This window comes from Microbacterium sp. JC 701 (assembly GCF_021026215.1).
Lineage (GTDB): Bacteria > Actinomycetota > Actinomycetes > Actinomycetales > Microbacteriaceae > Microbacterium > Microbacterium algihabitans.
Genome location: NZ_JAJNCV010000001.1, coordinates 1,544,664 through 1,570,121, shown reverse-complemented (window position 1 = coordinate 1,570,121; position 25,458 = coordinate 1,544,664). Strand labels below are relative to the sequence as shown.

The window sequence follows — 25,458 nt, the reverse complement described above, 5'->3', positions numbered from 1 at the left end:
CTTCGGCTCTGATCCCCATCCGCTCGACCTGGCGCCGGGGAAGTGCGTCAGGGCGTGCGGCTGGGCATCACAGCCGGAGGGTCAGAACAGTCCCGGGATCACCTCCTGCTCCATCTCGGCGTACGTCTCTTCGTTGCTCTCGGCGTAGGTGTTCCAGGCCTCGGCGTCCCAGATCTCGGCGTGGGCTCCGACGCCGGTGACGACGAGCTCGCGCCCGAGGCCGGCGTAGGTGCGCAGCGCCGGGGGAACGGTGATGCGGTTCTGGCTGTCGGGCTTCTCGGCGCTGGCCCCCGAGAGGAACATGCGCAGGAAGTCGCGGGCCTGCTTGTTGCTGAGCGGGGCCTCGCGGATCCGCTCGTGCACGCGCTCGAACTCCTCGGTGCTGAACACGTAGAGGCAGCGGTCCTGCCCGCGCGTGATCACCACTCCGGCGCCGAGATCGTCACGGAACTTCGCCGGCAGGATGACCCGACCCTTGTCGTCGAGCTTGGGTGTGTGCGTACCGAGCAGCATTCGGGCGTCCACCCCCTTCGTCCGGCCTGCGAAGTTTCCCCCACTTTACTCCACCGCCCTCCACTTTGCTATCGAAAACCCACTCTTCTCGCGATGGGCGTCGCCGTGTACTGTGTCCGGACGCTTGACCGCGCACGTCGAAGATCCGCGTAATTCCGCGGTTCTGACGGCTCAGCGGGCGGTGGCGCCACCGCGGGTGGAGCGAAAGGGAGGGAAAACGCGCCTCACCCTTCCTCCCCCCGCGGCTCGCCCCCTCGCGAGCGCGCCCCGTCGACGCGTCGGAAGATCGTTCCGGATGCCGCGCCCCGGGCACGAAAAAAAGCACCGGCTCCGAAGAGCCGGTGCTTCAAAAAATCTGCGAGGGATCAGCGCCCTTCGTTGCGGCGATCCCACCTGTCGTTCATGCGGTCCATGAAGGATCCGCCCGAGGCGCGCGCGGCGCGCGGCTTCGTCGAGCGGGGAGCGGACGCCACGGCGCCGCGCATCGGCGTCACCGCGAAGATCACACCACCCACCATGAGCAGGAAGCCGAGCACGCCGATCGCGATGCCGAGGACGCCCGTGTTGAAGCCGACAGACACGCCCACGACGAGGGCGCCGAGGCCGGCGAGCACGAGGATCGAACCGAGGACGATGTTGCGGTAGCTGAGGGCACGACTGGGGGCGGTCACGACGTCGGTGTCGTTACTCATGAGATGGCGTTCCATCTCATCCAGCAGACGCTGCTCCTGCTCTGACAGTGGCATGCATCCCCCTCTGTTGTTCGTTGCGGACGATTCTACGCGCGGCGTGGATCACTAGGCTAGGCCCGTGCCGACCTCCCCGGAACCGATCGAAGCTGTTTCCCAGCGACTCGACAAGTTCCTCACTGAACAGCTATCGTACGCCTCCGCACTGGGCCCCGAGGCGGAATCCCTCACCCGTGCGGGCGCCTCCGCCCTGCGGGGAGGAAAGCGCCTGCGTGCGCGTTTCTGCCTCACGGGCTGGCGGTCCGCCGGCCGCTCGAGCGCCTCGTTCGACGACGCCGCCCTCGCCGTGGCGACCTCGCTCGAGATCTTCCACGCCGCCGCCCTCGTGCACGACGACCTCGTCGACAACTCCGACACCCGCCGGGGGCAGCCCGCCGCCCACCGCGCCCTGCAGGCGGCCCACCGCGACGCCGGCTGGGCGGGCGACTCCGACGCGTTCGGCCGCTCGGGGGCGATCCTGCTCGGCGACCTGCTGGTGGCCTGGAGCGACGACCTGCTCGAAGAGGGGCTCGCCTCGAGCTCCCCCACGGCCGCGGCCACCCGTCGCGCGTACGCGCAGATGCGCCGCGACGTGACGATCGGGCAGTTCCTCGACGTCGCCGAAGAGTCGGCCTACACCGTCTACCCCGATGAGACGCACGCCGAGCGCGCGCTGCGCGTCGCCTCGTACAAGTCGGCGCGCTACAGCATCCAGCAGCCCCTGCTGATCGGGGCCTCGCTCGCCGGCGCCGACGACGGGCAGCTCGACGCCCTCGGCCGCTTCGGTCACGACGTCGGCATGGCCTTCCAGCTGCGCGACGACGTGCTCGGGGTCTTCGGCGACACCGCGATCACCGGAAAGCCCGTCGGCGACGATCTGCGCGAGGGCAAGCGCACGGTGCTCGTCGCCTACGCCCGCGAGGCGATGCCCGCCGACGAGCGTCACGCGATCGACGCGCTGCTCGGCGACCCGGCCCTCACCGCCGAGCAGATCGGCACGCTCCAGCGCGCCATCGTCGACAGCGGCGCCCTCGCGCGCACCGAGGAACTCATCGCCGACTTCGCGCGGCGCGCCGACGACGCCCTCGACGGGGCGAGTCTGGCTGCCGGGGCGGTCGACGAACTGCGCGCGCTGGCGCGAGCGGCGACCGAGCGCACCGCCTGAGTCGAGACGCCTCGGCCGGAAGACCCGGCGACGGCGCCGCGGGGGCGAGCCCGCGGCATCCGGATCGATCAGGCGAGGGTCGCGGCGACCCGACGCACCTCGCTCTTGCGACCGGCCAGCAGCGCCTCGATCGGAGGCATGCCGATGGTCTCTTCGGGGCTGAGCAGCCAGTCGATGATCTCGTCGGAGTCGAAGCCGGCGTCGTGCAGCACGATGATCGTGCCGCGCAGCGAGGCCAGGGGACGCCCGTCGACGATGAACACCGACGGCACCTTCAAGACGCCGTCGCGACGCGTGCCCACCAGATACTGCTCGTCGAGCAGGCGGCGCACGCGCCCGTGGGCTTCGTCGAGCAGCTCCACCAGATCGGGGATGGTCAGCCAGTCGGTCGCGTAACGGGTGTTGTCGGTCACTGATTCACTATCTCACCCCGCGCGCTCATCAACCCCCGTGCTCGCCTGTCACACGAGTCACATGCACCTCATTCGTTGACATCCACCCCACGGCATGGGACGGTGGCGGGCAGTCGGAAGAACGGAATCCCCCACCATGCGACGACTCACGCTGTCCCCCCTGCCCACGGAGACCCCCCGCCGCTCCCCCGCCGTCTGGCCCGCCGCGGTGGTCGGTTCGATCGCGCTCAGCCTGGTCGGCGAGCACGCCGCGCACGCGACCGCCCTTCTCACCCCGTCGAGCCTCGTGCCCCCGACGGGAGCGCTCGAACCGCGCTCCCTGGGCACCCCCGTACTCGCCGCCGCCCCCGCCGCGCTCACCTACGTCGTGCAGCCCGGCGACACCGTCTGGGGCATCGCCCGCGCCCACGGGCTCGACACCGCCTCCGTGCGCGCCGCCAACGGCATCGGCGCCGACAACGTCATCCGCCCGGGACAGGTGCTCGCGCTGACCGCCGCGCCGGCGGCATCCGCCCCCGCCCCCGAGAGCGCGCCCGTGGGAGCGACCGCCGAGGTGCGACCCGGAGACACCGTGTCGGCGATCGCCGCGCGCAACGGCGTGTCGATCGACGCCGTGCTGTCGGCGAACGGCCTGACCCGGGCCTCGATCATCTACCCGGGGCAGGTGCTGCAGATCCCCGCGGCCGGGCCCGCTCCCGCCTCTGTCGCGCCCGTCACCGCCCCGGGTCTCGACGCCGAGCAGTCCGAGAACGCCCGCCTGATCATCCGCATCGGCCGCGAGCTCGGCGTCTCGGACCGCGGGATCGTCATCGCTCTCGGCACCGCCATGCAGGAGTCGTGGCTGCGCAACCTCGACTGGGGCGACCGCGACTCGCTGGGACTGTTCCAGCAGCGTCCGAGCCAGGGCTGGGGCACGGCCGAGCAGATCCGCGACCGCGACCGCTCGACCCGCGTGTTCTTCGGCGGCTCGGCCGACCCCAACGGCGCCACGACGCGCGGCCTGCTCGACATCCCCGGCTGGGAGCAGCTGCCCTACGCCGACGCCGCTCAGGCCGTGCAGATCTCGGCCTACCCCGACCGGTACGCGCAGTGGGAGCAGCCCGCGACGACATGGCTCGCCGTTCTGGGCTGATCCCGCCTCGGATCCCCAGGTGAGGGTGAGCCGTTGCCCGGCCTCACAGGGGGCTCTCCGTAGACTCGACACGTGAGCACGAGTCAGCAGGCCGACCCGCTGATCGGCCGTCTCGTCGACGGCCGGTACCGGGTCCGCGCGCGCATCGCGCGCGGCGGCATGGCGACCGTGTACGTCGCGACCGATTTGCGCCTCGAGCGACGGGTCGCGCTGAAGGTCATGCACGGCCACCTCAGCGACGACACCGTGTTCCAGAGCCGGTTCATCCAAGAGGCCCGTTCGGCCGCGCGCCTGAGCGATCCGCACGTGGTGAACGTGTTCGACCAGGGCCAGGACGGCGAGATGGCGTACCTGGTCATGGAGTACCTGCCGGGTATCACGCTGCGCGAGCTGCTGCGCGAGCACCGCCGCCTCACGGTCGATCAGACCCTGACGATCATGGATGCCATCCTGTCGGGCCTCGCGGCCGCCCACCGAGCCGGCATCGTGCACCGCGACGTGAAGCCCGAGAACGTGCTGCTGGCCGAAGACGGCCGCATCAAGATCGGCGACTTCGGCCTCGCCCGCGCGACGACGGCGAACACCGCCAGCGGCGCGCAGCTGATGGGCACGATCGCCTACCTCGCCCCCGAGCTGGTCACCCGCGGCACCGCCGACGCCCGCAGCGACATCTACTCGCTCGGCATCATGCTCTACGAGATGCTCACCGGCGAGCAGCCCTACAAGGGCGAGCAGCCGATGCAGATCGCCTACCAGCACGCCACCGACTCGGTCCCCCGCCCCAGCGCGAAGAACCCGTCGGTCCCCGAGCAGCTCGACGAGCTCGTGCTGTGGTCGACCGAGCGCGAGCCCGACGACCGCCCCCTCGATGCGGCCGCGATGCTCGAGCGTCTGCGCGCCGTCGAGAAGGAGCTGGGCCTGGCCCCGCAGGTGGCGCGCGCCGTCTCGGTCGGCATCACCTCCCCCGCCTCGGCCGCCGAGTCGCGCGAGCTGACGAAGGTGCTCCCGCAGACCGCATCGCTTCCGCCGGTCCCCACCGAAGAGCCCGACAACGCGGCACGCTTGCGCGCCCGCACGCGCCGACGCACCGCCCGCGGGGCGTGGATCCTCGTGATCGTGCTGCTGCTCGCCGGCGGCGCCAGCTTCACTGGGTGGTACTTCGGTTCCGGTCCGGGCTCGATGGTGTCGGTGCCCGACGTGTCCGGCCGCAGCTTCGCCGACGCCGAGGCCCTGCTCGCGCAGCAGCAGCTCATCGCGCAGCAGCAGGACGTGAACGATCGCGAGATCCCCGCGGGCACGACCCTCGGCTCCGACCCCGACCCGGGATCACGCCTCGATAAGGACACGGTCGTCACCGTGCTCGTCTCGGCCGGTCCCGCCACGCACCAGATCCCCTCGCTCGCCGGGCTGAGCTTCGACGAGGCGCGCTCCGTCATGGAGCAGGCGTTCGTCGGCGTCGGCGACCCGGAGAGACAGTTCACGGATGCCGCCGACGGCACGGTCCTCAGCGCGTCGATCATCCCCCGCTCGGGCGGAGACGCCTTCGACTGCACGGGCGGCTGCACCGTCTACGAGGGCGACGCGTCGGCGTTCGTCACCTCGCTGGGTCCGATCCCCGACGTGACGGGCGACTTGCAGTCCCGTGCCCAGAACGCCCTCGAGGAGGTCGGACTCGACAGCTCGGTCACCGAGGAGTACAGCAACTCGGTGGCATCCGGAAACGTCATCCGCATGGGCGACCGCGACGGCGGCGGCAACTGGCGCCCCGGCGACACCGTTCCGCTGACGGTCTCGATCGGTCCCAAGCCGGTCGAGATCCCCGGCAACATCGTGGGCATGTCGATCCGCGAGGCGGTGACGACCCTGCAGGGTCTCGGCTTCGAGGTCAACGCGGGCATCGACGACGGCACCCTCCCCCTCGGGTTCAAGTACTGGGACATCTACAAGGTGCGCTCGACCAATCCGAAGGCCGGTACGACGGCTCCGCAGGGCTCGACCATCACGATCACGCCGACGCTGTAGTCGCACGCTTCGCCCTGACGCGGCACCGTTCGTGTGGCCGAGCGTTCACATGCCTCCACGCCCGCGTCGGCGGCATCCGGAAACGACGACGCCCCCGACCGCGGGGGTCGGGGGCGTCGCGTGTCGACAGACGCGAGTCAGCGGTTCTCGAGCTCCTCGGCCACGAGGAACGCCAGCTCGAGGCTCTGACGGTGGTTCAGGCGCGGGTCGCACAGGCTCTCGTAGCGCGTCGCGAGGGTGGCCTCGTCGATCATCTCGGACCCGCCCAGGCACTCGGTGACGTCGTCGCCGGTGAGCTCGACGTGGATGCCGCCGGGGTGCGTGCCCACCGAGCGGTGCGCCTCGAAGAAGCCGCGCACCTCGTCGACCACGTCGTCGAAGCGACGGGTCTTGTAGCCGGTGGGGGTGGTGATTCCGTTGCCGTGCATCGGGTCGGTGACCCAGAGCGGCGTCGCGCCGGAGTCGCGCACGGCCTCGAGCAGCGGGGGCAGCGCGTCGCGGATCTTGCCGGCACCCATGCGCGTGATGAAGGTGAGGCGACCCGGCTCGCGCTCGGGGTCGAGCTTGTCGATGAGCGCGAGCGCCGTCTCGGCCGTGGTCGTGGGACCGAGCTTCACACCGATGGGGTTGCGGATCTTCGAGAAGTAGTCGACGTGCGCGCCGTCGAGCTCGCGCGTGCGCTCACCGATCCACTGGAAGTGCGACGAGGTGTTGTACGGCAGGCCCGTGCGCGAGTCGATGCGCGTCATGGGGCGCTCGTAGTCCATGAGCAGGCCCTCGTGGCCGGTGTAGAACTCGACGCGCGTGAGCTCGTCGAAGTCGGCGCCGGCGGCCTCCATGAACTTGATGGCGCGGTCGATCTCGGTCGCCATCGACTCGTAGGCCTGGTTGGCCGGCGTGCTCGCGAAGCCCTTGTTCCAGCTGTGCACCTCGCGCAGGTCGGCGAAGCCACCCTGCGTGAAGGCGCGGATGAGGTTCAGGGTCGACGCGGCCGTGTGGTAGCCCTTGAGCAGGCGCGCGGGGTCGGCCTTTCGCGACTCCTCGGTGAAGTCGTAGCCGTTGACGATGTCGCCGCGGTAGGCCGGCAGCGTCACGTCGCCGCGCGTCTCGACGTCGCTCGAGCGGGGCTTGGCGAACTGGCCCGCCATGCGGCCCATCTTCACCACGGGCATCGAGGCGCCGTAGGTCAGCACGACGGCCATCTGGAGCACCGTCTTGATGCGGTTGCGGATCTGCTCGGCGGTCGCACCGGCGAACGTCTCGGCGCAGTCACCGCCCTGCAGGAGGAACGCCTGGCCGGCGGCGGCACGCGCGAGGCGGTCGCGGAGGATGTCGACCTCGCCGGCGAACACCAGCGGAGGAAGGGTCGCCAATTCTGCGGATGCCGCGGCCACAGCGGCCTCGTCATACCACTGGGGCTGCTGCTTGATGGGCAGGGTTCGCCAGTGGTCGAGGTCGTGGAGCTGCTGATTCACCCCTGAAGTCTAGTGGCGCGAGGTCGGCGCCTTCGCCGCCTGCGCGGTGGCCAGACGGTCCTTCACGGTCGAGGCGTACACGTCTTCGTAACGCTGCTCGCCGAGGCGCTGCAGGGCGACCATGATCTCGTCGGTGACCGAGCGGAGCACGTAGCGGTCGCCCTCCATGCCCTCGAAGCGCGAGAAGTCGAGGGGCTCGCCGATCACGATGCCCACGCGCCCCACTCGCGGCAGGCGCTGGCCGATGGGCATGACGGCTCCGGTGTCGACCATGACGACGGGCACGACCGGAACGCGGGCCTCGAGCGCCATGCGGGCGATGCCCGTGCGGCCCCGGTAGAGAGTGCCGTCGGGGCTGCGCGTGCCCTCGGGGTAGATGCCGAGCAGTTCTCCGCGGCCGAGCACGCCGAGGCCGGTGTTGAGCGACGCCTCCGAGGCCTTGCCGCCCGAGCGGTCGATGGGCAGCTGACCCGTCGCGGTGAAGAACATGCGGGTCGCCCAGCCCTTGATGCCCTTGCCGGTGAAGTAGTCGCTCTTGGCGAGGAACGCCATGCGGCGGTCGATCATCAGCGGCAGGAAGATCGAGTCCGAGAACGACAGGTGGTTGCTGGCGAGGATCGCCGCACCCTCGGTGGGGATGTTGCGCCGGCCCACCATCCACGGGCGGAACACGGCCTTGATGACCGGCCCGATCACCACGTACTTCATGAGCCAGTAGAACATCGTCAGCGCTCCTTCCCGGCGAGGTCTGCGACCCCGATGAGACCGGCGTCGTTGCCCAGGCGCGCGATCGCGAACTCCGCGACCGGACGTTCACCGTACCCCGGGAGCGAGGTCTCGTATGCGAGCTTCACCGGCACGAGCAGATCCGCGCCCAGCTGGGCGACACCGCCGCCGATCACGAAGAGCTCGGGGTCGAGCACGGCCTGGAACCCGCCGCACGCCTCGCCGAGCGCCGTGGCCACGCGGCGCAGTGCCTCGACGGCGCCCGGGTCACCCGCGAGCACGAGGCGAGACACAGCCGGACCCGGGATCGCGCCCTTCTCGTCGCGGATCGCCGCGAGGGCCGCGCCGATGCCGCCCTCGTCGGCGATGGCGTTGGCCTCGCGCTGCAGGGCACGTCCCGAGGCGTACTGCTCGAGGCAGCCGTTCTGCCCGCACCCGCACGGGTGGCCGCCGCGCACGAAGCGCATGTGCCCCAGCTCGGCGCCGATGCCGTGGCCGCCGCGGAACAGCTCGCCGTCGGTGACGACGGCCCCGCCGACGCCCGTGCCCATCGTGAGCATGACCATGTCGCGCACGCCCTGCCCCGCGCCGAAGCGGTACTCGCCCCACCCGGCCGCGTTCGCGTCGTTCTCGATCGTGACGGGGGCGTTCAGGCGCTGCTCGAGGCGGGCACGCAGCGGCTCGTCGCGCCAGTCGATGTTGGGCGCGTAGATGACGGTGCTGCGGTCGCGGCTGATGAAGCCCGCCGCGGCCACGCCGATCGCGTGGATCTCGTGCGCGCGACGCAGGTGGTCGGCCATGTCGACCACGGCGTCCACCAGGGCTGCAGGGTCGATGGGGGTGTCGACGCGGAGCTTCTCGATGATGGTGCCGTCGTCGTCGACGACGCCTCCCGCGATCTTCGTGCCCCCGATGTCGATGCCGACGTTGCGCACCGCGCTCCCTTCCGGGCCGACCGTGCGGCTCGGCCCGGAGAAGTCTAGCCATGCCGCGCGACCCGCATCGGAATGCGACGTCCTGGGGCCACGGCATCCGTGCGCATAGACTCGACAGACCCGCTCGACCTTTCTTCCGGTGCCAAAGGAGTTGCCGTGATCCAGTTCGACCTCCCCGCCGTCGTCGCCGCAGACCCGGATGCCAACGCATCCGACCTGCTCGCCGACCGTGTGCGTTCGACGCCCGACCGCCCCCTGTTCGCCATCCCCCACGCCGACGGATGGCGCGACATCACCGCCGCCGAGTTCGAGCGAGAAGTCGTCAAGCTCGCCAAGGGCTTCGTCGCCGCCGGCATCCAGCCGGGCGAGAAGGTGGGCTTCATCGCCCGCACCACCTACGACTGGACGCTGGTCGACTTCGCCCTCTTCTACGCCGGCGCCGTGATGGTGCCCGTGTACGAGACGAGCTCGCCGTCGCAGATCTCGTGGATCCTGTCGGACTCGGGCGCCATTGCCGTCGTCGTCGAGTCGGCCGACCACACCGCGCGCCTCGACGAGGTCCGCAGCGACCTCCCCCTCGTCCGCGAGGTCTGGGCCATGCACGAGGGCGCTCTCGACACCCTCGTCGCGAACGGCACGCACATCACCGACGAAGAGATCGAGCGCCGCCGTCACTTGGCCAAGGCCTCCGACATCGCGACGCTCATCTACACCTCGGGCTCCACCGGCCGCCCCAAGGGCTGCGTGCTGGTGCACAGCAACTTCGTCGAGCTCGCACGTAACTCCGCGAAGGCGCTGCACGAGGTCGTCGAGACCCCCGGCGCCTCGACGCTGCTGTTCATCACGACGGCGCACGTCTTCGCCCGCTTCATCTCGCTGCTCAACGTGCACGCGGGCGTGAAGACCGGCCACCAGCCCGACACCAAGCAGCTCCTGCCCGCGCTCGGCACGTTCCAGCCGACGTTCCTGCTGGCCGTGCCGCGCGTGTTCGAGAAGGTCTACAACTCCGCCGAGCAGAAGGCCGAGGCCGGCGGCAAGGGCAAGATCTTCCGCGCCGCCGCCGACACCGCGATCGAGCACTCGCAGCGCCTGCAGGACGGCAAGAAGATCTCGCTGGCGCTCAAGGTCAAGTTCGCCCTGTTCGACAAGCTCGTCTACTCGAAGCTGCGCGAGGCCATGGGCGGCCGCGTCGTGTACGCCGTGTCGGGCTCGGCTCCGCTCGGCCCGCGCCTGGGGCACTTCTTCCGCAGCCTCGGCGTCGTGATCCTCGAGGGCTACGGCCTGACCGAGACGACGGCCCCGGCCACGGTCAACCTCGCCACGAAGTCGAAGATCGGCACGGTCGGTCCGGTGCTCCCCGGCGTCGGGGTGCGCCTGGCCGACGACGGCGAGATCCAGGTGCGCGGCATCAACGTCTTCCGCGAGTACTGGCAGAATCCGGATGCCACGGCGGAGGCCTTCGACGGCGAGTGGTTCAAGACGGGCGACATCGGCGCCTTCGACAGCGACGGCTTCCTCGCGATCACCGGTCGCAAGAAGGAGATCATCGTGACCGCCGGCGGCAAGAACGTCGCCCCCGCCGCTCTCGAAGACCCCATCCGCGCGAACCCGATCGTAGGCCAGGTCGTGGTGGTCGGCGACCACAAGCCGTTCATCGCCGCCCTCATCACCCTCGACCCCGAGATGCTGCCCACGTGGCTGGCCAACAACGGCCTGCCCGCCGAGATGACGCTCGAGCAGGCAGCACAGAACGAGAAGGTGCGCGCCGAGGTGCAGGGCGCGATCGACCGGGCCAACACGCGCGTCTCGCGCGCGGAGTCGATCCGCAAGTTCACGATCCTGCCGACCGAGTGGACCGAGGCCAGCGGCCACCTCACCCCGAAGATGAGCATCAAGCGCAACGTCATCACGTCGGACTTCGCCGACGACATCGAGGACATCTACGCCGTGCCGGTCAACACCACCAACGTCTCGCTGCCCTGACGCGCGCGACGATGACGGCCCGGTCCCCTCGCGGGGCCGGGCCGTTTCGTTCTCGAGCGCACAGCCTCAGCGATCCGCACGACGTCAGTCCGGAACGAGGCACAATCACCGAGGTTGCGCGAATCGCGGAGGTTGTGTGCGCCCCGGGACACCGTCACCGATCGCACGCCCTCGGCGATCTGCACAACCTCGGCTCGGAAGGGTCGAAACCGACGGAGGTTGCGCGAATCGCGGAGGAAATGCGCGAGCAGAGACGGGCGAAGGGCCCGGATGCCGGCATCCGGGCCCTTCCGCAGAGATCAGGTCAGAACCAGTCGCTCTCGCGCACCTGGCGCATCGCCTCGCGGCGCGTCTCGGCGGGGAGCCGCGAAAGGTAGAGCATGCCGTCGAGGTGGTCGGTCTCGTGCTGGAGGGCCTGAGCGAGCAGCCCCTCCCCCTCGAGCACGACCTCTTCGCCGTCGAGGTCGATGCCGACGACCTTGGCCCACGGGTAGCGGATCGCGTCGTGCCACAGGCCGGGCACCGACAGGCAGCCCTCCCCCACGGCTTCGGGTTCACCGCGGGTCTCGATCAGCACGGGGTTCAGCACGTAGCCGATGTCGCCGTCGATGTTGTAGCTGAAGGCGCGCAGTCCCACGCCGATCTGCGGGGCGGCGACGCCCGCGCGGCCCGGCAGCTCCACGGTGTCGAGCAGGTCTTGCACCAAGGCGCGGATGCCGTCGTCGATCGTCTCGATGGGCGCACTCGTGGCGCGCAGGACGGGGTCGCCGAACAGGCGGATCGGGCGGACGGTCATGCGGCGGACACCGGGGCGCGCAGACCCTCCACCACGGCGGCGGCGAGCTCGCGCGCGGCCTGACGAGTCGAGGGCTGCAGGTCGCGGAAGGCGATGGCGCTTCCCGCGGCGATGCGCGCGTCGTACGGCATGCGGATCACGGTGCGCACCCGCGAGCGGAAGTGCGCCTCGAGCTCGCTCTCGCGCACCAGCGGCGTGCCGGGGCGCGAGTTGTTGAGCACGACGATCGCGTCGCGCACGCGCGCGGCGTAGCCGTTGGTCTCGAGCCAGGTCAGCGTCTCGGAGGCCAGTCGCGCCTCGTCGACCGACAGACCCGCGACGATCACGAGAGTGTCGGCGAGCTCGAGGGTCGCCCCCATCACGGAGTGCACGATGCCGGTGCCCGTGTCGGTCAGCACGATCGAGTAGTAGTGCGCGGCGACGTCGGCGACCTGGCGGTAGTCGTCGTCGCTGAACGCCTCCGACACCCGGGGATCGGCATCGGATGCCAGCACGTCGAGCCGCGTCGCGTCACGCGCGACGATCGCCGAGACGTCGTTGAACCCGACCATCTCGTCGTGCGCGCGCACCAGGTCGCGCACGGTGCGGCCGTTGGGCCGACCGACGCGATCGGCCAGCGTGCCGCGGTCGGGGTTCGCGTCGACGGCGATGATGCGGTCGTCGCGGGCGTCGGCGAGAGCCATGCCGAGCAGCGACGTGACGGTCGTCTTGCCGACGCCGCCCTTGCGCGAGAGCACGGGCACGAAGCGCGCGCCGCCGGTCAACGGGGTCGAGATGCGGCGGTCGAGGTCTTTGCGCTGGCGCGCGCGACGACCGTCGCCGAGGTTGACCCGGCCTCCGGTCGCCGAGTAGACCAGCTGCTGCCAGGCGCCCTCGGGCTCGGGCCGCGCGATCTGACGCGGGTCGAGCAGGCGGTCGGCGGTCAGCAGGTCGGAGCTCTCGCGGGCATCGTCGATCTGCCCGATGCGCTTCGAGGTGAGCGTCACCTCGGGCGTCTGCGTACGCACGCGTTCCATAGCGTGGGCGCGGTCGACGCGCGCGGCCTCGTCGGATCCGCGGGTGGCGTCGTCGGCCTGCTGGGCGCTGCGGCGCGTCAGGGGCACGGTGCCGATGACACCCGTCGCCGCCCGCTCGCGACGCGTCGTCACGGGGCCCGTCGAGGCGGGGGCCGTCGGGACGGAGCCCGTCGGGACGGTTCCGGTCGAAACCGGACCGGTCGAGGCGGCCGCGCGGGGGCCGGCGGCCGCGGCGACCGAGGCGGCGACGACCGAGGCCGCGACGCTCGGCGGGGCGACAGGACCGGTGGCGGGGGCTGTGGCCTCGTCCGACGCGCTCGGGGCTGCAGGTGCGGCGGGTGACGCCGCGGCCGAAAGCTCGGCGTCACTCGAGCCCGCGTCGGCGGGCTCTTCGACGGCGGGCTCGGCGCCAACAGGCTCGTCGACGTTGGGCTCGACCACGGCAGGTCCGTCGACGGCAGGGGTTTCAACGGCGGGTTCTTCGACGGCGGGCTCATCGAGCGCCGGCTCGTCGGAAGACGCCTCGTTGACGATGACGTCCTCCACCGCCGGCTCGTCGGCGATCGGGTCGTCAGCAATCGGCTCGTCAGCAGCCTGCTCGTCGGCGACCGGCTCCTCGACGAGCGTGTCCCCGACGAACGTGTCCCCGACGAACGTGTCGTCGGTGATCGACTCCTCAGCGGCAGGCTCGTCGGAAGACGATTCCGAAGAAGCGGTGAAATCACCCTCCACCTCGTGGAAGTCACCCGCCTCGAGCTCGTCCTCCGGGGAGGAAGCCTCTGCCTCCGCGTCCGCGGCGACAGGCTCCTCAGCGTCGCCGGCGTCGGCGTCGTCCTCCTCGACGGCGGTCTCGTCCGAGGGCTCGGCCACCTCGACGGCCGCGTCCTCCTCCGCGACGAACGACTCGCCCTCGGCATCGTCATGCGGGGCGGCGTGGTCGGCGTCGCCCTCCACGCCCTCGTGCCCGGCGTCATCGCCCACGATCGTCTCGTCCGACGCGGCATCCGTCTCGTCCGACTGCTCGGGGATCCACGGCGCGTGCGTGAGCGCCTCGTCGGCGGGCTCGGCGGCATCCGCTTCGAAGAGCTCGACGTCGTCGACGACCTCGGCGTCGTGCAGGTCGTCGGCGCGAGCGTCGTGCGAGAAGCCTTCGTGCTCGGGCTCGTCGACCAGCTCCGCCTCGTGCACGTCATCGTGCGTCACCGTGTCGGCGTCGCCCTCGGTCGACGAGGACTCCTCGCCGTCGTGGGGCTCGAGGATGATGTCGCCGGTGTCGAGCTGCTCGACCTCACGGTGGTCGGTCTCGTCGTCGTGCGGCTCGTAGACGTCGTGGGAGGTGATCAACGCGGGCAGGTCGACGTCGCCGACCGGGATCTCGTCCTCGATGACGTCGTCATCGAGATCATCGTCGTCAGCGGCCATCGGCAGGTCGACACTGACCTGTGCGATGTGTCCGCCGAGGATGGTGATGCTGGCAGTGTCGAGATTGCCGCCGTCGTCGAGAACGCCGTGCTCGGCGCTCTCGTCGTGGTTCGCATCGGTGCGGTCGGGGGTCACTGCAGTCTCCAAACGGGAAGAGGGCGCGAAAGCGCCCCCTCCCAGGCTACTGCGCTTGGCGGATTACCAGCAAAAGATCTCCTGCTTCCACCTGTTGTGTGGTACCGATCGCGACCCGCTCGACCACTCCCTCGACGGGGGCGGTGATGCCCGCCTCCATCTTCATGGCCTCGATCGAGGCGACGGCCTGACCGGCTGCGACGCGGTCGCCGACAGCGGCCTTCATCGTCACGACGCCCGAGAACGGCGCCGCCACCTGACCGGGCTTCGAGGTGTCGGCCTTCCCGGCCTGACGCGCCTCGACGTCGATCGACCGGTCGCGCACGAACACCGGACGCAGCTGACCGTTCAAGGTCGTCATGACCGTGCGCATGCCCTTGTCGTCGGCGTCGCCGACGGCTTCGAGGCCCACGAACAGCTGCACGCCGCGCTCGATCTCGACGGTGTGCTCGCCGCCGGCCTGCAGGCCGTAGAGGTAGTCGGCCGTGTCGAGCACGCTGAGATCGCCGAAGGTCGCGCGGGTCTCGAGGAAGGTGCGCGTGGGCCCCGGGAACAGCAGGGTGTTGAGGCGGGCGCGGCGCTCGGCCGACTCCCCCGCCAGCGCGGCGGCGTCGTCGTCGGTCAACGGGGTGACGCCGATCTTGGCCTCGCGTCCTGCGAGCACCTTCGAGCGGAACGGCTCCGGCCAGCCGCCCGGCAGGTCGCCGAGCTCTCCCGCCATGAACGACACGACCGAGTCGGGCACGTCGTACTTCTCGGGGTTCCGCTCGAAGTCGGCGGGGTCGGCCTTCACCGCGGCGAGGTGCAGCGCGAGGTCGCCCACCACCTTCGACGACGGCGTGACCTTGGGCACCCGGCCCAGGATGCGGTCGGCCGCGGCGTACATGTCCTCGATGAGCTCGAAGTCGTCGGCGAGGCCCAGCGCGATCGCCTGCTGCCGCAGGTTCGACAGCTGTCCGCCCGGGATCTCGTGACGGTACACGCGCCCCGTCGGACCGGCGAGTCCCGACTCGAACGGGCGGTACAGGTGGCGCACGGCCTCCCAGTACGGCTCGAGATCGCTCACGGCGCCGAGATCGAGGCCCGTGTCGCGATCGGTGTGCGCGAGCGCGGCGACGAGCGCCGACAGCGACGGCTGGCTCGTGGTTCCCGCCATGGGCGCCGACGCCGCGTCGACGGCATCCGCCCCCGCCGCCGAAGCGGCCAGCAGCGTCGCGAGCTGCCCGCCCGCGGTGTCGTGGGTGTGGACGTGCACCGGCAGGTCGAAGCGCTCGCGCAGCGCCGTCACGAGCTTCGCGGCGGCGGCCGGACGCAGCAGGCCCGCCATGTCTTTGATCGCGAGGACGTGGGCGCCCGCGTCGACGATCTGCTCGGCCAGGCCCAGGTAGTAGTCGAGCGTGTAGAGCTTCTCGGCTGGGTCGAGCAGGTCTCCGGTGTAGCAGACCGCGACCTCGGCGACCGCGGTGCCGGTGGCCAGCACGGCGTCGATCGCGGGGCGCATCTGCGACACGTCGTTGAGCGCGTCGAAGATGCGGAAGATATCGACTCCGGATGCCGCGGCCTCGGCCACGAACGCATCGGTGACCTCCGTGGGGTACGGGGTGTACCCGACGGTGTTGCGCCCGCGCAGCAGCATCTGGATCGCGACGTTCGGAAGGGCCTGGCGCAGCGCGTCGAGGCGCTCCCACGGGTCTTCGCCGAGGAAGCGCAGGGCGACGTCGTAGGTCGCCCCACCCCACGCCTCGACCGACAGCAGCTGCGGCGTCATGCGCGCGACGTACGGGGCGACCCGCACGAGGTCGCGCGTGCGCACGCGCGTGGCCAGCAATGACTGGTGGGCGTCGCGGAAGGTGGTCTCGGTGACGGCGAGGGCCGTCTGCTCGCGCAGGGCGCGGGCGAAGCCGACCGGGCCGAGCTCCTGCAGGCGCTGGCGCGAGCCCGCCGGAGCGGCATCCGCGAGATCGACGCGCGGGAGCTTGGCGGCGGGGTCGATCGACAGCGGGTTCTCGCCGTTCGGGCGGTTGACCGTGGTGTCGACGAGCCACGACAGGATCTTCGTGCCGCGGTCCTTCGACTCGCGCCCCTTCAGCAGCTCGGGACGCTCGTCGATGAACGACGTACTCAGGTCGCCCGCGACGAACGCCGGGTCGTCGAGCACGGCCTGTAGGAAGGGGATGTTCGTCGAGACGCCGCGGATGCGGAACTCCGCCAGGGCACGGCGGGCGCGGGCGACCGCGGCCGGGAAGTCGCGGCCGCGGCACGACAGCTTCGACAGCATGGAGTCGAAGTGCGGGCTGACCTGCGAGCCCGCGGCGGTCGTGCCGCCGTCGAGGCGGATGCCGGCGCCACCGGGCGAGCGATACGTGGTGATCTTGCCCGTGTCGGGGCGGAAGCCCTGCGTGGGGTCTTCGGTGGTGATGCGGCACTGCAGCGCCGCACCGCGCAGGTGGATGTCGTCCTGCTGCAGGTGCAGCTCGGCGAGGGTCGCGCCCGCGGCGATGCGCATCTGCGACTGTACGAGGTCGACGTCGGTGACCTCCTCGGTCACGGTGTGCTCGACCTGGATGCGGGGGTTCATCTCGATGAAGACGACTTCGCCCGTGCGGGGGCCGGCGGTCTCGAGAAGGAACTCGACGGTTCCGGCGTTCTGGTACCCGATCGAGCGGGCAAAGGCCACGGCGTAGCGGTGCAGGTCCTGCCGCACGGCGTCGTCGAGGTTCGGCGCGGGCGCGATCTCGATGACCTTCTGGTGGCGACGCTGTACCGAGCAGTCGCGCTCGAACAGGTGCACGGTCTCGCCCGCGGCATCCGCGAGAATCTGCACCTCGACGTGACGCGGGCGCTGCACGGCCTGCTCGAGGAACATGCGGGGGTCGCCGAACGCGCTCTGCGCCTCGCGCATGGCCTCGGCCAGGGCCGGGGCGAGCTCGCCCTTCGACTCCACGCGGCGCATTCCGCGCCCGCCACCGCCGGCGACGGCCTTGGCGAAGATCGGGAAGCCGATCTCGTCGGCCTGCGCGAGCAGCTCGTCGATGTCGGCGGAGGCCGGCGTCGAGCGCAGTACCGGCACTCCGGCCGAGATCGCGTGCTCCTTGGCCGTCACCTTGTTGCCCGCCATGGCGAGCACCTCGGCGGGCGGCCCGATGAAGGTGATGCCGTGGGCGGCGGCCTTCTCGGCGAGCTCCGGGTTCTCGGACAGGAAGCCGTAGCCCGGGTAGATGGCATCCGCCCCGCACTCACGAGCCACGCGGATGATCTCGTCGACGTCGAGGTAGGCGCGCACGGGGTGTCCCCGCTCGCCGATCTGGTACGCCTCGTCCGCCTTCAGACGGTGGAGCGAGGCGCGATCTTCGTACGGGTAGACCGCGACGGTGCGCGCTCCGACCTCGTAGGCGGCACGGAACGCGCGAATCGCGATCTCTCCGCGATTGGCGACCAGGATTTTCGAGAACATGCGCACCTCACGTCAAGCTGGCGGAGCTGAATGTGCTCACAGCCTAGGGGACGGTAACGTGGACTCTCGTGCACGTACTCTCCGTCAGCTCTCTCAAAGGCGGGGTCGGCAAGACGACCGTGACACTCGGGCTGGCTTCCGCAGCCTTCGCACGTGGCGTTCGCACTCTCGTCGTCGACCTCGACCCTCAGTCCGACGTGTCGACCGGGATGGACATCCAGGTCGCCGGTCGGCTCAACATCGCCGATGTCCTGGCCAACCCCAAAGAGAAGGTCGTCCGACAGGCGATCACCTCGAGCGGGTGGGCCAAGGTGCACCCCGGCACCATCGACGTGCTGATCGGCAGCCCGTCGGCCATCAACTTCGACGGGCCGCACCCCAGCGTGCGCGACGTGTGGAAGCTCGAGGAAGCCCTCGCGACCATCGAGAGCGAGTACGACCTCGTGCTCATCGACTGCGCCCCCTCGCTCAACGCCCTCACGCGCACCGCGTGGGCCGCGAGCGACCGCGTCGTGGTCGTCACCGAGCCCGGCCTGTTCTCTGTCGCCGCTGCCGACCGCGCTCTGCGCGCGATCGAGGAGATCCGCCGCGGTCTCTCGCCGCGCCTGCAGCCCCTCGGCGTCGTGGTCAACCGCGTGCGCCCGCAGTCGATCGAGCACCAGTTCCGCATCAAAGAACTGCGCGACATGTTCGGCCCGCTCGTGCTCAACCCGCAGCTGCCCGAGCGCACCTCGCTCCAGCAGGCGCAGGGTGCCGCCAAGCCGCTGCACGTGTGGCCCGGCGACTCCGCGCAGGAACTCGCGGCCGACTTCGACGCGCTTCTCGACCGGATCGTGCGCACCGGCCGCATCCCGGTCGAGTCCGAGGCCCCGCAGGCCTGATCCTTTCCACGAAGACGCCGTCCCGCTGCCTCGCAGCCGGGCGGCGTCTCTCGTTCGCGCCCGGGCCACTGGCGCGGACTCAGGTCCCTGAGCCTGTCGAAGGGCCCAGGACCCGCGTCCGCAAGAACACAGGTCCCTGAGCCTGTCGAAGGGCCCGGGACCCGCGTCCGCAAGAACACAGGTCCCTGAGCCTGTCGAAGGGCCCGGGACCCGCCGCGGACGAACCCAGGTTCATGAGCCTGCCGAAGGGCCCGGGACCCGCCGCGGACGAACCCAGGTCCCCGAGCCTGTCGAAAAGCCCGGGACCCGCCGCGGACGAACCCAGGTCCCTGAGCTTGTCGAAGGGCCCGGGACCCGCGTCGGACGCGTCATCCGCGCGAACCCAGGTCCCTGAGCCTGCCGAAGGGCCCGGGACCCGCCGCGGCACCGGTGGCTTCGACAAGCTCAGCTACCTCGAGCTCCACAAAGCAGAATCCCGGATGCCATGGCATCCGGGATCTCGAAGATGAAACGCGTCAGGCGGTGCGGGCGGCCCGGCGGGCGGCGAGCTCGTCGACGGCGTCGGGCGTCGCCTTCTCGAAGTCGACGAGCGTGGATTCGACCTCGCGCAGCACCTTGCCGACGGCGATGCCGAAGACGCCCTGACCGCGGCTGACGAGGTCGATGACCTCGTCGTTCGAGGTGCACAGGTAGACCGAGGCGCCATCGCTCATGAGGGTCGTTCCGGCGAGGTCGCGGATGCCCGCGGCACGCAGCTGGTCGACCGCGGTGCGGATCTGCTGCAGCGAGATACCGGTGTCGAGTAGGCGCTTGACGAGCTTGAGCACGAGGATGTCGCGGAAGCCGTAGAGACGCTGCGACCCGGAGCCGCTCGCACCGCGGACCGTCGGGACGACGAGTTCGGTGCGGGCCCAGTAGTCGAGCTGGCGGTACGTGATCCCGGCGGCGCGAGCGGCGACCGCACCGCGGTAACCGGTGTCGTCGTCCATCTCGGGCAGACCGTCGGTGAAGAGGAGGTCGGTGGCGAACCGGGGTTCGCCGACTGCGTCGCCAGCGTTCATGCTCGCGCCCTCCTCATCTGTCGTTTCCTCCACGCTAGATCAGCGAGGGTCCCCCGGCAATGACATCCGCTCCGAGGGCCGCGGCGTGTCGCACTCAGGACAGGATCCGCTCCAGCGCCTCGCGCACGAACATGCCGCGGACCTCGTCGAGACGCGCCGCGAGCTCGGGAGCGAGCTCGTTCGCCTTCGCGCGCGACGAGGCGTCGGGGCGCCGCAGCAGGGCCGACAGAGCCGATTCGACGAGCGAGACCTCGCGCTCCGCACTCTGGCGCAGGGCGCGCACGTGACGCGGCTCGATGCCGTGGCGATCCAACGCCACGAGCGAGCGCAGCAGCGTCACCGTCTGCTCGGGATACGTGTCGGATGCCGTGATGACGCCGGTGCTGATCGCGTCGTTGAGCAGCTGCGGAGCGGAACCCGCGGCCGCCAGCAGCTCGTCGCGGCGGTAGCGGCGCGGCGTGTTCGTCATCGACGGGATCGACGTCGGCGGAGCGGGATTGCGGCCCGCGTCGAGCTCGGCGAGGTAGTCGCGGATCACGACGAGCGGCAGGTAGTGGTCGCGCTGCAGCGTGAGCGCCATGCGCAGGCGCTCGAGATCGGCGGGCGAGAACTTGCGGTAGCCCGACTCGGTGCGCGTGGGCGTGACGATGCCCTGCACCTCGAGGAAGCGCAGCTTGCTCGAAGTCAACGCCGGGAAGTCGGGGGTGAGGCGGGCGAGCACCTGGCCGATGCTGAGCAGCCCCGCAGCCGCCTGACGACTACGGGAGGGGGCTGCCGGCATCAGCGATCAGCCGCGGGCAGATCGACCGGCGAACCGAAGAAGTTGAGGCGGAACTTGCCGATGCGCACCTCGGAGCCGTTGACGAGCGCCGAACGATCGACCCGCTCGCCGTTGACGTAGCTGCCGTTGAGCGAGCGCTGGTCGACGATCTCGAACGAGGTGCCGGTGCGGGTGATCTCGGCGTGACGACGAGACACGGTCACGTCGTCGAAGAAGAGGTCGGCCTCGGGGTGTCGCCCGACGGTGGTGACGTCGGTGTCGAGCAGGTAGCGGGCGCCGGTCGTCGGGCCGGAGCGGACGATCAGCAACGCGGCGCCGGAGGGCAGTGCGTCGATCGCCTCGAGCTCGGCCTCGCTGAGGTCGGCCCCGAAGGGGACGAACGACAGATCGGCGTCGTGGGTCTGGGTCGTGTCGTGCGCCCGGTCGTTCGCTGCGGCGTCGGCCGCGCGTCGGATGTCGTCGCGCTCGAATCGGCTGGTCTCGTCCACGGCTTCTCCTTCTGTTTCACCATAACCGATCGGTCGACGAGGGGGAGATCGACCGATCTCGAGCGGGCTATGGCGATGCGTGTTTACGTCTCGATCCGTCGACACCGACACCGCGGTTCGGGCCGCGGAGACGACCGACGAGACACTCGAACCTATCGACCCGGGCGGGGCCGTGTCGAGTCTGCTTCACCCCGACACGCCCACGATCGCGAAAGCGCTCCCGAATCGGGGGCCGCGCATCGGCCGCAGCCCGCTCCCAGGCCCGGTGTCGGAGGTCGTCAGTAGGGTCGAGGAGTGACCTCTTCTCCGACCCCGCACCGCCGGGCCCGCCTGCCCCGCTGGACCGCCGCGCTGGCCGCCGGTCTGCTCGCCGCAGCCGCTCTGCTCGTGCCCGCTCTGCCCGCCGCCGCGCACGACGAGCTGGTCTCCACCGACCCCTCCGCCGACGCCGTGCTCGACGCCCTTCCCGCGCAGATCACCTTCACCTTCAGCGCCGACGTCCTTACCGACGCCGGGGCGACGGTCGTCGAGGTGAAGGACGCATCGGGGGCGTCGCTGGCCGATGGCGCGCCCGAGGTCTCGGGCACCACGGTCACGCAGTCGCTGGCGGGCGCGGCATCCGGAGCGGTCAGCGTCGTCTGGCGCGTCGTGTCGAGCGACGGCCACCCCATCAGCGGCGATTTCGCCTTCACGGTGCCGGCCGCAGCGCCCACCCCCTCGGCGACTCCCACGACGACCACCCCCGCGGTGAGCCCGACCCCGTCTGCGACGTCCGCACCGAGCGCTGATCCGACCTCGAGCGCGACCGCGGCACCGGTCGACGAGGCTTCCGCACCCTCTCCCCTGCCCTTGATCCTGCTCGCGGTGATCCTCGTGATCGTGGCCGGGGTGCTGGTCTACGTCTTCGCCTCCCGCAGCGGTCGTAAGACCGCCGGTGGCGGCACCGCCGGGCGATAGGCTGGAACCATGCCTCATTACGATCTGGTCATTCTTGGTGCGGGTCCCGGCGGGTACGTCGCCGCCGTCCGCGGCGCACAGCTCGGACTGTCGGTCGCGATCGTCGAAGAGAAGTACTGGGGCGGTGTGTGCCTCAACGTGGGCTGCATCCCCTCCAAGGCCCTCCTGCGCAACGCCGACCTCGCGCACACGTTCCACGCGAAGGCCGACCTGTTCGGCATCTCGGGTGACGTCACCTTCGACTTCGGCAAGGCGTTCGACCGCTCGCGCAGCGTCGCCGCCGGCCACGTCAAGGGCATCCACTACCTGATGAAGAAGAACAAGGTCACCGAGTACGAGGGCCGCGGCTTCTTCGCCGACGACCACACGATCGACGTGACCAAGACCGACGGCTCCAAGGAGCAGGTCACGTTCGACAACGTCATCATCGCCACGGGTTCGACCGTGCGCCTCCTCCCCGGCGTCACCCTGTCGGAGAACGTCGTCACCTACGAGGAGCAGATCCTCACCCGCGAGCTCCCCGAGTCGATCGTCATCGTCGGCGCCGGCGCCATCGGCATGGAGTTCGCGTACGTCATGACGAACTACGGCGTGAAGGTCACGATCATCGAGTTCCTCGACCGTGCACTGCCGAACGAAGACGCCGAGGTCTCGAAGGAGATCCAGAAGCAGTACAAGGGCTACGGCGTCGACATCCTCACCTCGACCAAGGTCGAGTCGGTCACCGACCACGGCGACAAGGTCACCGTCGCCTACACGGCGAAGGACGGCTCGCAGAGCTCGATCGACGCCGACCGCGTGCTCATGTCGATCGGCTTCGCCCCCAAGGTCGACGGCTTCGGTCTCGAGAACACCGGCGTCAAGCTGACCGAGCGCGGCGCCATCGAGATCGACGACCACATGCGCACCAACGTGCCGCACATCTACTCGATCGGCGACGTCACCGCCAAGCTGCAGCTGGCCCACGTGGCCGAAGCGCAGGGCGTCGTGGCCGCCGAGACCATCGCCGGCGCCGAGACGCAGACGCTGGGCGACTACCGCAACATGCCCCGCGCCACCTTCTGCAACCCGCAGGTCGCCTCGTTCGGCCTCACCGAGCAGCAGGCGCGCGACGCCGGTCACGACATCAAGGTCGCGAAGTTCCCCTTCTCGGCCAACGGCAAGGCCAACGGCCTCGGCGAGCCCGTCGGCTTCGTCAAGCTCGTCGCCGACGCCGAGACGCTCGAGCTCATCGGCGGCCACCTCATCGGCCCCGACGTGTCGGAGCTGCTGCCCGAGCTGACCCTGGCGCAGAAGTGGGACCTCACCGCCCTCGAGGCCGCACGCAACGTGCACACCCACCCGACGCTGTCGGAAGGCCTGCAGGAGGCCTTCCACGGCCTCACCGGCCACATGATCAACCTCTGATCAGCTGATCGACGAAAGGCCCGCCCGGTTCGCCCGGGCGGGCCTTTCGTGATCTCGAGGGTCTTGGCTGCAGCCGTGACGTCGCTCGCGGCGCGAGGAACACCGCGAGACTGCATCTCGCTGACAACTCTGCGTCACGCTGCAACGAACTCGTCAGCGAGATGCAGTCTCGGCGTCAGGAGCGACCGCGAGAGCGAACCCGGGGGCTCACGCGCGGGCTCAGTGCCCCAGAGCGCCGGCTCACGCGCGGGCTCAGTGCCCCAGAGCGCGGCCGAGCTTCGATCCGGATGCCGCGGGCCGGCCCCCGGCGGCGGCCACGGCCGCGTCGACCGCGGCGAAGAACTTCGCGCGCCCGGCGTCGTCGGAGGGGCCAGCGGGGCCGAGCTCCACCTCCCACTCGCGCCAGGACGAGTCGACACCGCGTCGCTCGTCACGGGCCCGCACCCGGTCGTCGACGAACTCCGCGACGAGGGCGCCCTCGGCATCCGTCAGCGCGTACGCCGTGCGCTGGTTGCGCACGCGCGCGAGCGGGAGGAACGGCGGTCGCGCCCACGCGGAGACGGCTTCTTGGATCTCAGCCGGAACGACGGGATCGGCGTCGTCGTCGGCCACCTCGCCGAGCGGCCACTGGGTCTCGCGTCGCCCACCGCCCTCGCGGGGGCCCTTCACGTGCCAGCCCTCGTCGGGCCCGCCGCGACGGCGGCGCACCGCGATGCCCTTGCGGGACAGATCGTGGTGCGCCGTGTCGACGTAGCGGGCGTCGAGGTCGCGCGGTTCGGGCTCCCCGACACTCACCACACCCGGCAGCGCCGACCAATCGGGAAGGGGCGTGTCGTCATCGACGTCGTACTTCGACTCGATCTCGACGTTCGAGGCCCCGGATGCCGGGCCGCCCGAGGGGCCTGCGCTCAATCGTCGCGTCCGTCGGCGTCGGGGTTGATGTCTTCGGTCTCTTCGGCGAACACGAAGACCGCCTGCGTGGGGCCGTCGGAGTCGCCCGTGTTCTCGAGACCGCCGTCGCGGCGGTAGACGAGCTGACCCTCGCTGTAGGGCATGATCAGCGTGTCGTCGGACTCGTTGTCGAGGGGAAGGACCTGCCCGTCGAGCGGGCCTCCGGAAAGTCGTGCGATAGCCATGACCTCAGCGTAGACGGCGCCCTCCTTGCGGGCCGGTGACTTGACAGGGCTCGCCTAGAATCGCTCGGGTGACGACGACCGACCTGCCCGGAGATCGCCCGTTCGTCCTGCTGGCCACGCGCGCGGAGGACCGCCCGGCCGACGAGGAGTACGCGCTCTTCCTGCGGTATACGGGCCTCCCACCCGAACGGCTGCGCCGCATCCGTCTCGAACGCGATGCCCTCCCCGCGCTCGATCTCGACGAGGTGTCGGGCATCCTCGTCGGCGGAAGCCCCTTCAACGCATCCGACCCGTTCGAGCGCAAGTCGGCGGTGCAGCGCCGGGTCGAGGCCGAGATGGCCGCCCTGGTCGACGAGGTGGTCGCTCGCGACCTGCCTTTCTTGGGCGCGTGCTACGGCGTCGGCACTCTCGGGACGCACCTCGGAGCCCCCATCGACGGCACCTTCGCCGAACCCATCAGCGTCGTCGACGTGACCCTCACCGAGGCGGGGCGCGCCGATCCGCTCGCCGCGGGCCTGCCCTCGACCTTCTCCGCCTTCGTCGGCCACAAAGAGGCGATCAGCGCCCTCCCGCCCGAGGCGGTGTTGCTGGGGTCGTCGCCGACGTGCCCGGTGCAGATGTTCCGTCTCGGATCCCACGTGTATGCGACGCAGTTCCACCCCGAGCTCGACGTCGACGGCATCGTCACGCGTATCCACGCCTACGCGGAGTACGGCTACTTCGCCTCCGACGAGCTCGACCTCACCCTCTCGGCAGTGCGCCGCGCCCCCGTGACGGAACCGTCGCGGATGCTGCGCACGTTCGTCGAGCGCTACGCCCGCTGACCTCGGCG

General features: G+C 70.5%; 22 protein-coding genes. 8 read left to right on the top strand and 14 right to left on the bottom strand.

The features are described from left to right. Nucleotides 1–81: 81 nt before the first annotated feature. Nucleotides 82–513, bottom strand: a complete 432-nt coding sequence (gene mraZ / locus LPW41_RS07405) for a division/cell wall cluster transcriptional repressor MraZ (RefSeq protein ID WP_013583202.1) — start codon at nt 511–513, stop codon at nt 82–84. 365 nt (nt 514–878) lie between these two features. Next, nucleotides 879–1,259, bottom strand: coding sequence for a DUF3040 domain-containing protein (locus LPW41_RS07400; RefSeq protein ID WP_144827989.1), 381 nt, complete (start codon nt 1,257–1,259; stop codon nt 879–881). A 64-nt stretch (nt 1,260–1,323) separates the two neighbouring features. On the opposite strand from LPW41_RS07400, the gene LPW41_RS07395 reads away from it, so the two are divergent. Next, nucleotides 1,324–2,406 carry a polyprenyl synthetase family protein gene (locus LPW41_RS07395; protein ID WP_154095849.1) on the top strand — a complete coding sequence of 361 codons (1,083 nt, stop codon included), beginning with the start codon at nt 1,324–1,326 and terminating at the stop codon, nt 2,404–2,406. A 68-nt stretch (nt 2,407–2,474) separates the two neighbouring features. Here the strand turns inward: LPW41_RS07395 and LPW41_RS07390 are convergent, their stop codons facing one another. Continuing rightward, nucleotides 2,475–2,819, bottom strand: coding sequence for an Rv2175c family DNA-binding protein (locus LPW41_RS07390; RefSeq protein ID WP_144827995.1), 345 nt, complete (start codon nt 2,817–2,819; stop codon nt 2,475–2,477). 136 nt (nt 2,820–2,955) lie between these two features. On the opposite strand from LPW41_RS07390, the gene LPW41_RS07385 reads away from it, so the two are divergent. Both LPW41_RS07385 and pknB read left to right on the top strand, forming a co-directional pair. Next, nucleotides 2,956–3,951, top strand: a complete 996-nt coding sequence (locus LPW41_RS07385; RefSeq protein WP_144827999.1) for a LysM peptidoglycan-binding domain-containing protein — start codon at nt 2,956–2,958, stop codon at nt 3,949–3,951. Between the two features lie 72 nt (nt 3,952–4,023). Beyond that, nucleotides 4,024–5,973 (top strand): Stk1 family PASTA domain-containing Ser/Thr kinase, encoded by a 1,950-nt coding sequence (gene pknB / locus LPW41_RS07380; protein WP_230704453.1) that lies wholly within the window; start codon nt 4,024–4,026, stop codon nt 5,971–5,973. Nucleotides 5,974–6,110: 137 nt separating this feature from the next. Here the strand turns inward: pknB and LPW41_RS07375 are convergent, their stop codons facing one another. From LPW41_RS07375 to LPW41_RS07365, 3 genes are read right to left on the bottom strand one after another with little or no spacing between them, the layout of a single operon-like run. Continuing rightward, nucleotides 6,111–7,448, bottom strand: coding sequence for a class II 3-deoxy-7-phosphoheptulonate synthase (locus LPW41_RS07375; RefSeq protein ID WP_230704452.1), 1,338 nt, complete (start codon nt 7,446–7,448; stop codon nt 6,111–6,113). 9 nt (nt 7,449–7,457) lie between these two features. After that, a complete protein-coding gene (locus LPW41_RS07370; protein ID WP_154095852.1) occupies nt 7,458–8,171 on the bottom strand; it encodes a 1-acyl-sn-glycerol-3-phosphate acyltransferase in 714 nt (237 codons plus the stop codon). Nucleotides 8,172–8,173: 2 nt separating this feature from the next. After that, nucleotides 8,174–9,109 carry an ROK family glucokinase gene (locus tag LPW41_RS07365; protein WP_144828010.1) on the bottom strand — a complete coding sequence of 312 codons (936 nt, stop codon included), beginning with the start codon at nt 9,107–9,109 and terminating at the stop codon, nt 8,174–8,176. 156 nt (nt 9,110–9,265) lie between these two features. On the opposite strand from LPW41_RS07365, the gene LPW41_RS07360 reads away from it, so the two are divergent. Next, complete coding sequence (locus LPW41_RS07360; RefSeq protein WP_230704451.1) at nt 9,266–11,092, top strand: long-chain fatty acid--CoA ligase; 1,827 nt, start codon at nt 9,266–9,268, stop codon at nt 11,090–11,092. 304 nt (nt 11,093–11,396) lie between these two features. Here the strand turns inward: LPW41_RS07360 and def are convergent, their stop codons facing one another. The 3 genes from def to LPW41_RS07345 are packed head-to-tail and all read right to left on the bottom strand — an operon-like array spanning nt 11,397 to nt 17,915. Next, on the bottom strand, nt 11,397–11,888 hold the full coding sequence (def, locus tag LPW41_RS07355; protein WP_144828016.1) for a peptide deformylase: 492 nt from the start codon (nt 11,886–11,888) through the stop codon (nt 11,397–11,399). After that, nucleotides 11,885–14,461: a MinD/ParA family protein gene (locus LPW41_RS17050; RefSeq protein WP_230704450.1), complete on the bottom strand. Its 2,577-nt coding sequence runs from the start codon at nt 14,459–14,461 to the stop codon at nt 11,885–11,887. Before LPW41_RS17050 ends, def begins: the two co-directional genes overlap by 4 nt. Nucleotides 14,462–14,507: 46 nt before the next feature. Beyond that, nucleotides 14,508–17,915: a pyruvate carboxylase gene (locus LPW41_RS07345; protein ID WP_230704449.1), complete on the bottom strand. Its 3,408-nt coding sequence runs from the start codon at nt 17,913–17,915 to the stop codon at nt 14,508–14,510. A 68-nt stretch (nt 17,916–17,983) separates the two neighbouring features. On the opposite strand from LPW41_RS07345, the gene LPW41_RS07340 reads away from it, so the two are divergent. Continuing rightward, on the top strand, nt 17,984–18,796 hold the full coding sequence (locus tag LPW41_RS07340; protein WP_144781970.1) for a ParA family protein: 813 nt from the start codon (nt 17,984–17,986) through the stop codon (nt 18,794–18,796). 515 nt (nt 18,797–19,311) lie between these two features. On the opposite strand, the gene LPW41_RS07335 is transcribed toward LPW41_RS07340, so the two are convergent. From LPW41_RS07335 to LPW41_RS07325, 3 genes are all read right to left on the bottom strand, one after another. Next, nucleotides 19,312–19,857 carry a MerR family transcriptional regulator gene (locus LPW41_RS07335; RefSeq protein WP_136587758.1) on the bottom strand — a complete coding sequence of 182 codons (546 nt, stop codon included), beginning with the start codon at nt 19,855–19,857 and terminating at the stop codon, nt 19,312–19,314. A 94-nt stretch (nt 19,858–19,951) separates the two neighbouring features. Beyond that, on the bottom strand, nt 19,952–20,638 hold the full coding sequence (locus LPW41_RS07330) for a MerR family transcriptional regulator (protein WP_144828021.1): 687 nt from the start codon (nt 20,636–20,638) through the stop codon (nt 19,952–19,954). Then, nucleotides 20,638–21,126: an FHA domain-containing protein gene (locus tag LPW41_RS07325; protein WP_144828024.1), complete on the bottom strand. Its 489-nt coding sequence runs from the start codon at nt 21,124–21,126 to the stop codon at nt 20,638–20,640. Before LPW41_RS07325 ends, LPW41_RS07330 begins: the two co-directional genes overlap by 1 nt. Nucleotides 21,127–21,420: 294 nt before the next feature. On the opposite strand from LPW41_RS07325, the gene LPW41_RS07320 reads away from it, so the two are divergent. Together LPW41_RS07320 and lpdA are read left to right on the top strand one after the other, a co-directional pair. Beyond that, on the top strand, nt 21,421–22,083 hold the full coding sequence (locus LPW41_RS07320; RefSeq protein ID WP_230704448.1) for a copper resistance CopC family protein: 663 nt from the start codon (nt 21,421–21,423) through the stop codon (nt 22,081–22,083). 9 nt (nt 22,084–22,092) lie between these two features. Then, the gene (gene lpdA / locus LPW41_RS07315; protein ID WP_144828027.1) at nt 22,093–23,490 is read left to right on the top strand and encodes a dihydrolipoyl dehydrogenase; all 1,398 of its coding nucleotides are present in this window, start codon (nt 22,093–22,095) and stop codon (nt 23,488–23,490) included. 252 nt (nt 23,491–23,742) lie between these two features. Here lpdA and LPW41_RS07310 read toward each other — a convergent pair whose 3' ends face one another. Then, on the bottom strand, nt 23,743–24,402 hold the full coding sequence (locus LPW41_RS07310; RefSeq protein ID WP_230704447.1) for a CYTH domain-containing protein: 660 nt from the start codon (nt 24,400–24,402) through the stop codon (nt 23,743–23,745). Beyond that, a complete protein-coding gene (locus LPW41_RS07305) occupies nt 24,399–24,626 on the bottom strand; it encodes a response regulator (protein WP_144828034.1) in 228 nt (75 codons plus the stop codon). The genes LPW41_RS07310 and LPW41_RS07305 overlap by 4 nt, the downstream gene beginning before the upstream one ends. Nucleotides 24,627–24,694: 68 nt before the next feature. Here LPW41_RS07305 and LPW41_RS07300 point away from each other — a divergent pair, with 68 nt between their 5' ends. Beyond that, entirely contained in the window at nt 24,695–25,450 is a 756-nt protein-coding gene (locus LPW41_RS07300) for a glutamine amidotransferase (protein ID WP_144828037.1), read from the top strand. The last annotated feature ends 8 nt before the right edge of the window (nt 25,451–25,458 follow it).

Coding starts and splice junctions, on each gene's coding strand:
- mraZ (WP_013583202.1), bottom strand. CDS start 513: ATGCTGCTCGGTACGCACACACCCAAGCTCGACGACAAGGGTCGGGTC.
- def (WP_144828016.1), bottom strand. CDS start 11,888: ATGACCGTCCGCCCGATCCGCCTGTTCGGCGACCCCGTCCTGCGCGCC.
- LPW41_RS07385 (WP_144827999.1), top strand. CDS start 2,956: ATGCGACGACTCACGCTGTCCCCCCTGCCCACGGAGACCCCCCGCCGC.
- LPW41_RS07335 (WP_136587758.1), bottom strand. CDS start 19,857: ATGAACGCTGGCGACGCAGTCGGCGAACCCCGGTTCGCCACCGACCTC.
- LPW41_RS07370 (WP_154095852.1), bottom strand. CDS start 8,171: ATGTTCTACTGGCTCATGAAGTACGTGGTGATCGGGCCGGTCATCAAG.
- LPW41_RS07400 (WP_144827989.1), bottom strand. CDS start 1,259: ATGCCACTGTCAGAGCAGGAGCAGCGTCTGCTGGATGAGATGGAACGC.
- LPW41_RS07345 (WP_230704449.1), bottom strand. CDS start 17,915: ATGTTCTCGAAAATCCTGGTCGCCAATCGCGGAGAGATCGCGATTCGC.
- lpdA (WP_144828027.1), top strand. CDS start 22,093: ATGCCTCATTACGATCTGGTCATTCTTGGTGCGGGTCCCGGCGGGTAC.
- LPW41_RS07330 (WP_144828021.1), bottom strand. CDS start 20,638: ATGCCGGCAGCCCCCTCCCGTAGTCGTCAGGCGGCTGCGGGGCTGCTC.
- LPW41_RS07305 (WP_144828034.1), bottom strand. CDS start 24,626: ATGGCTATCGCACGACTTTCCGGAGGCCCGCTCGACGGGCAGGTCCTT.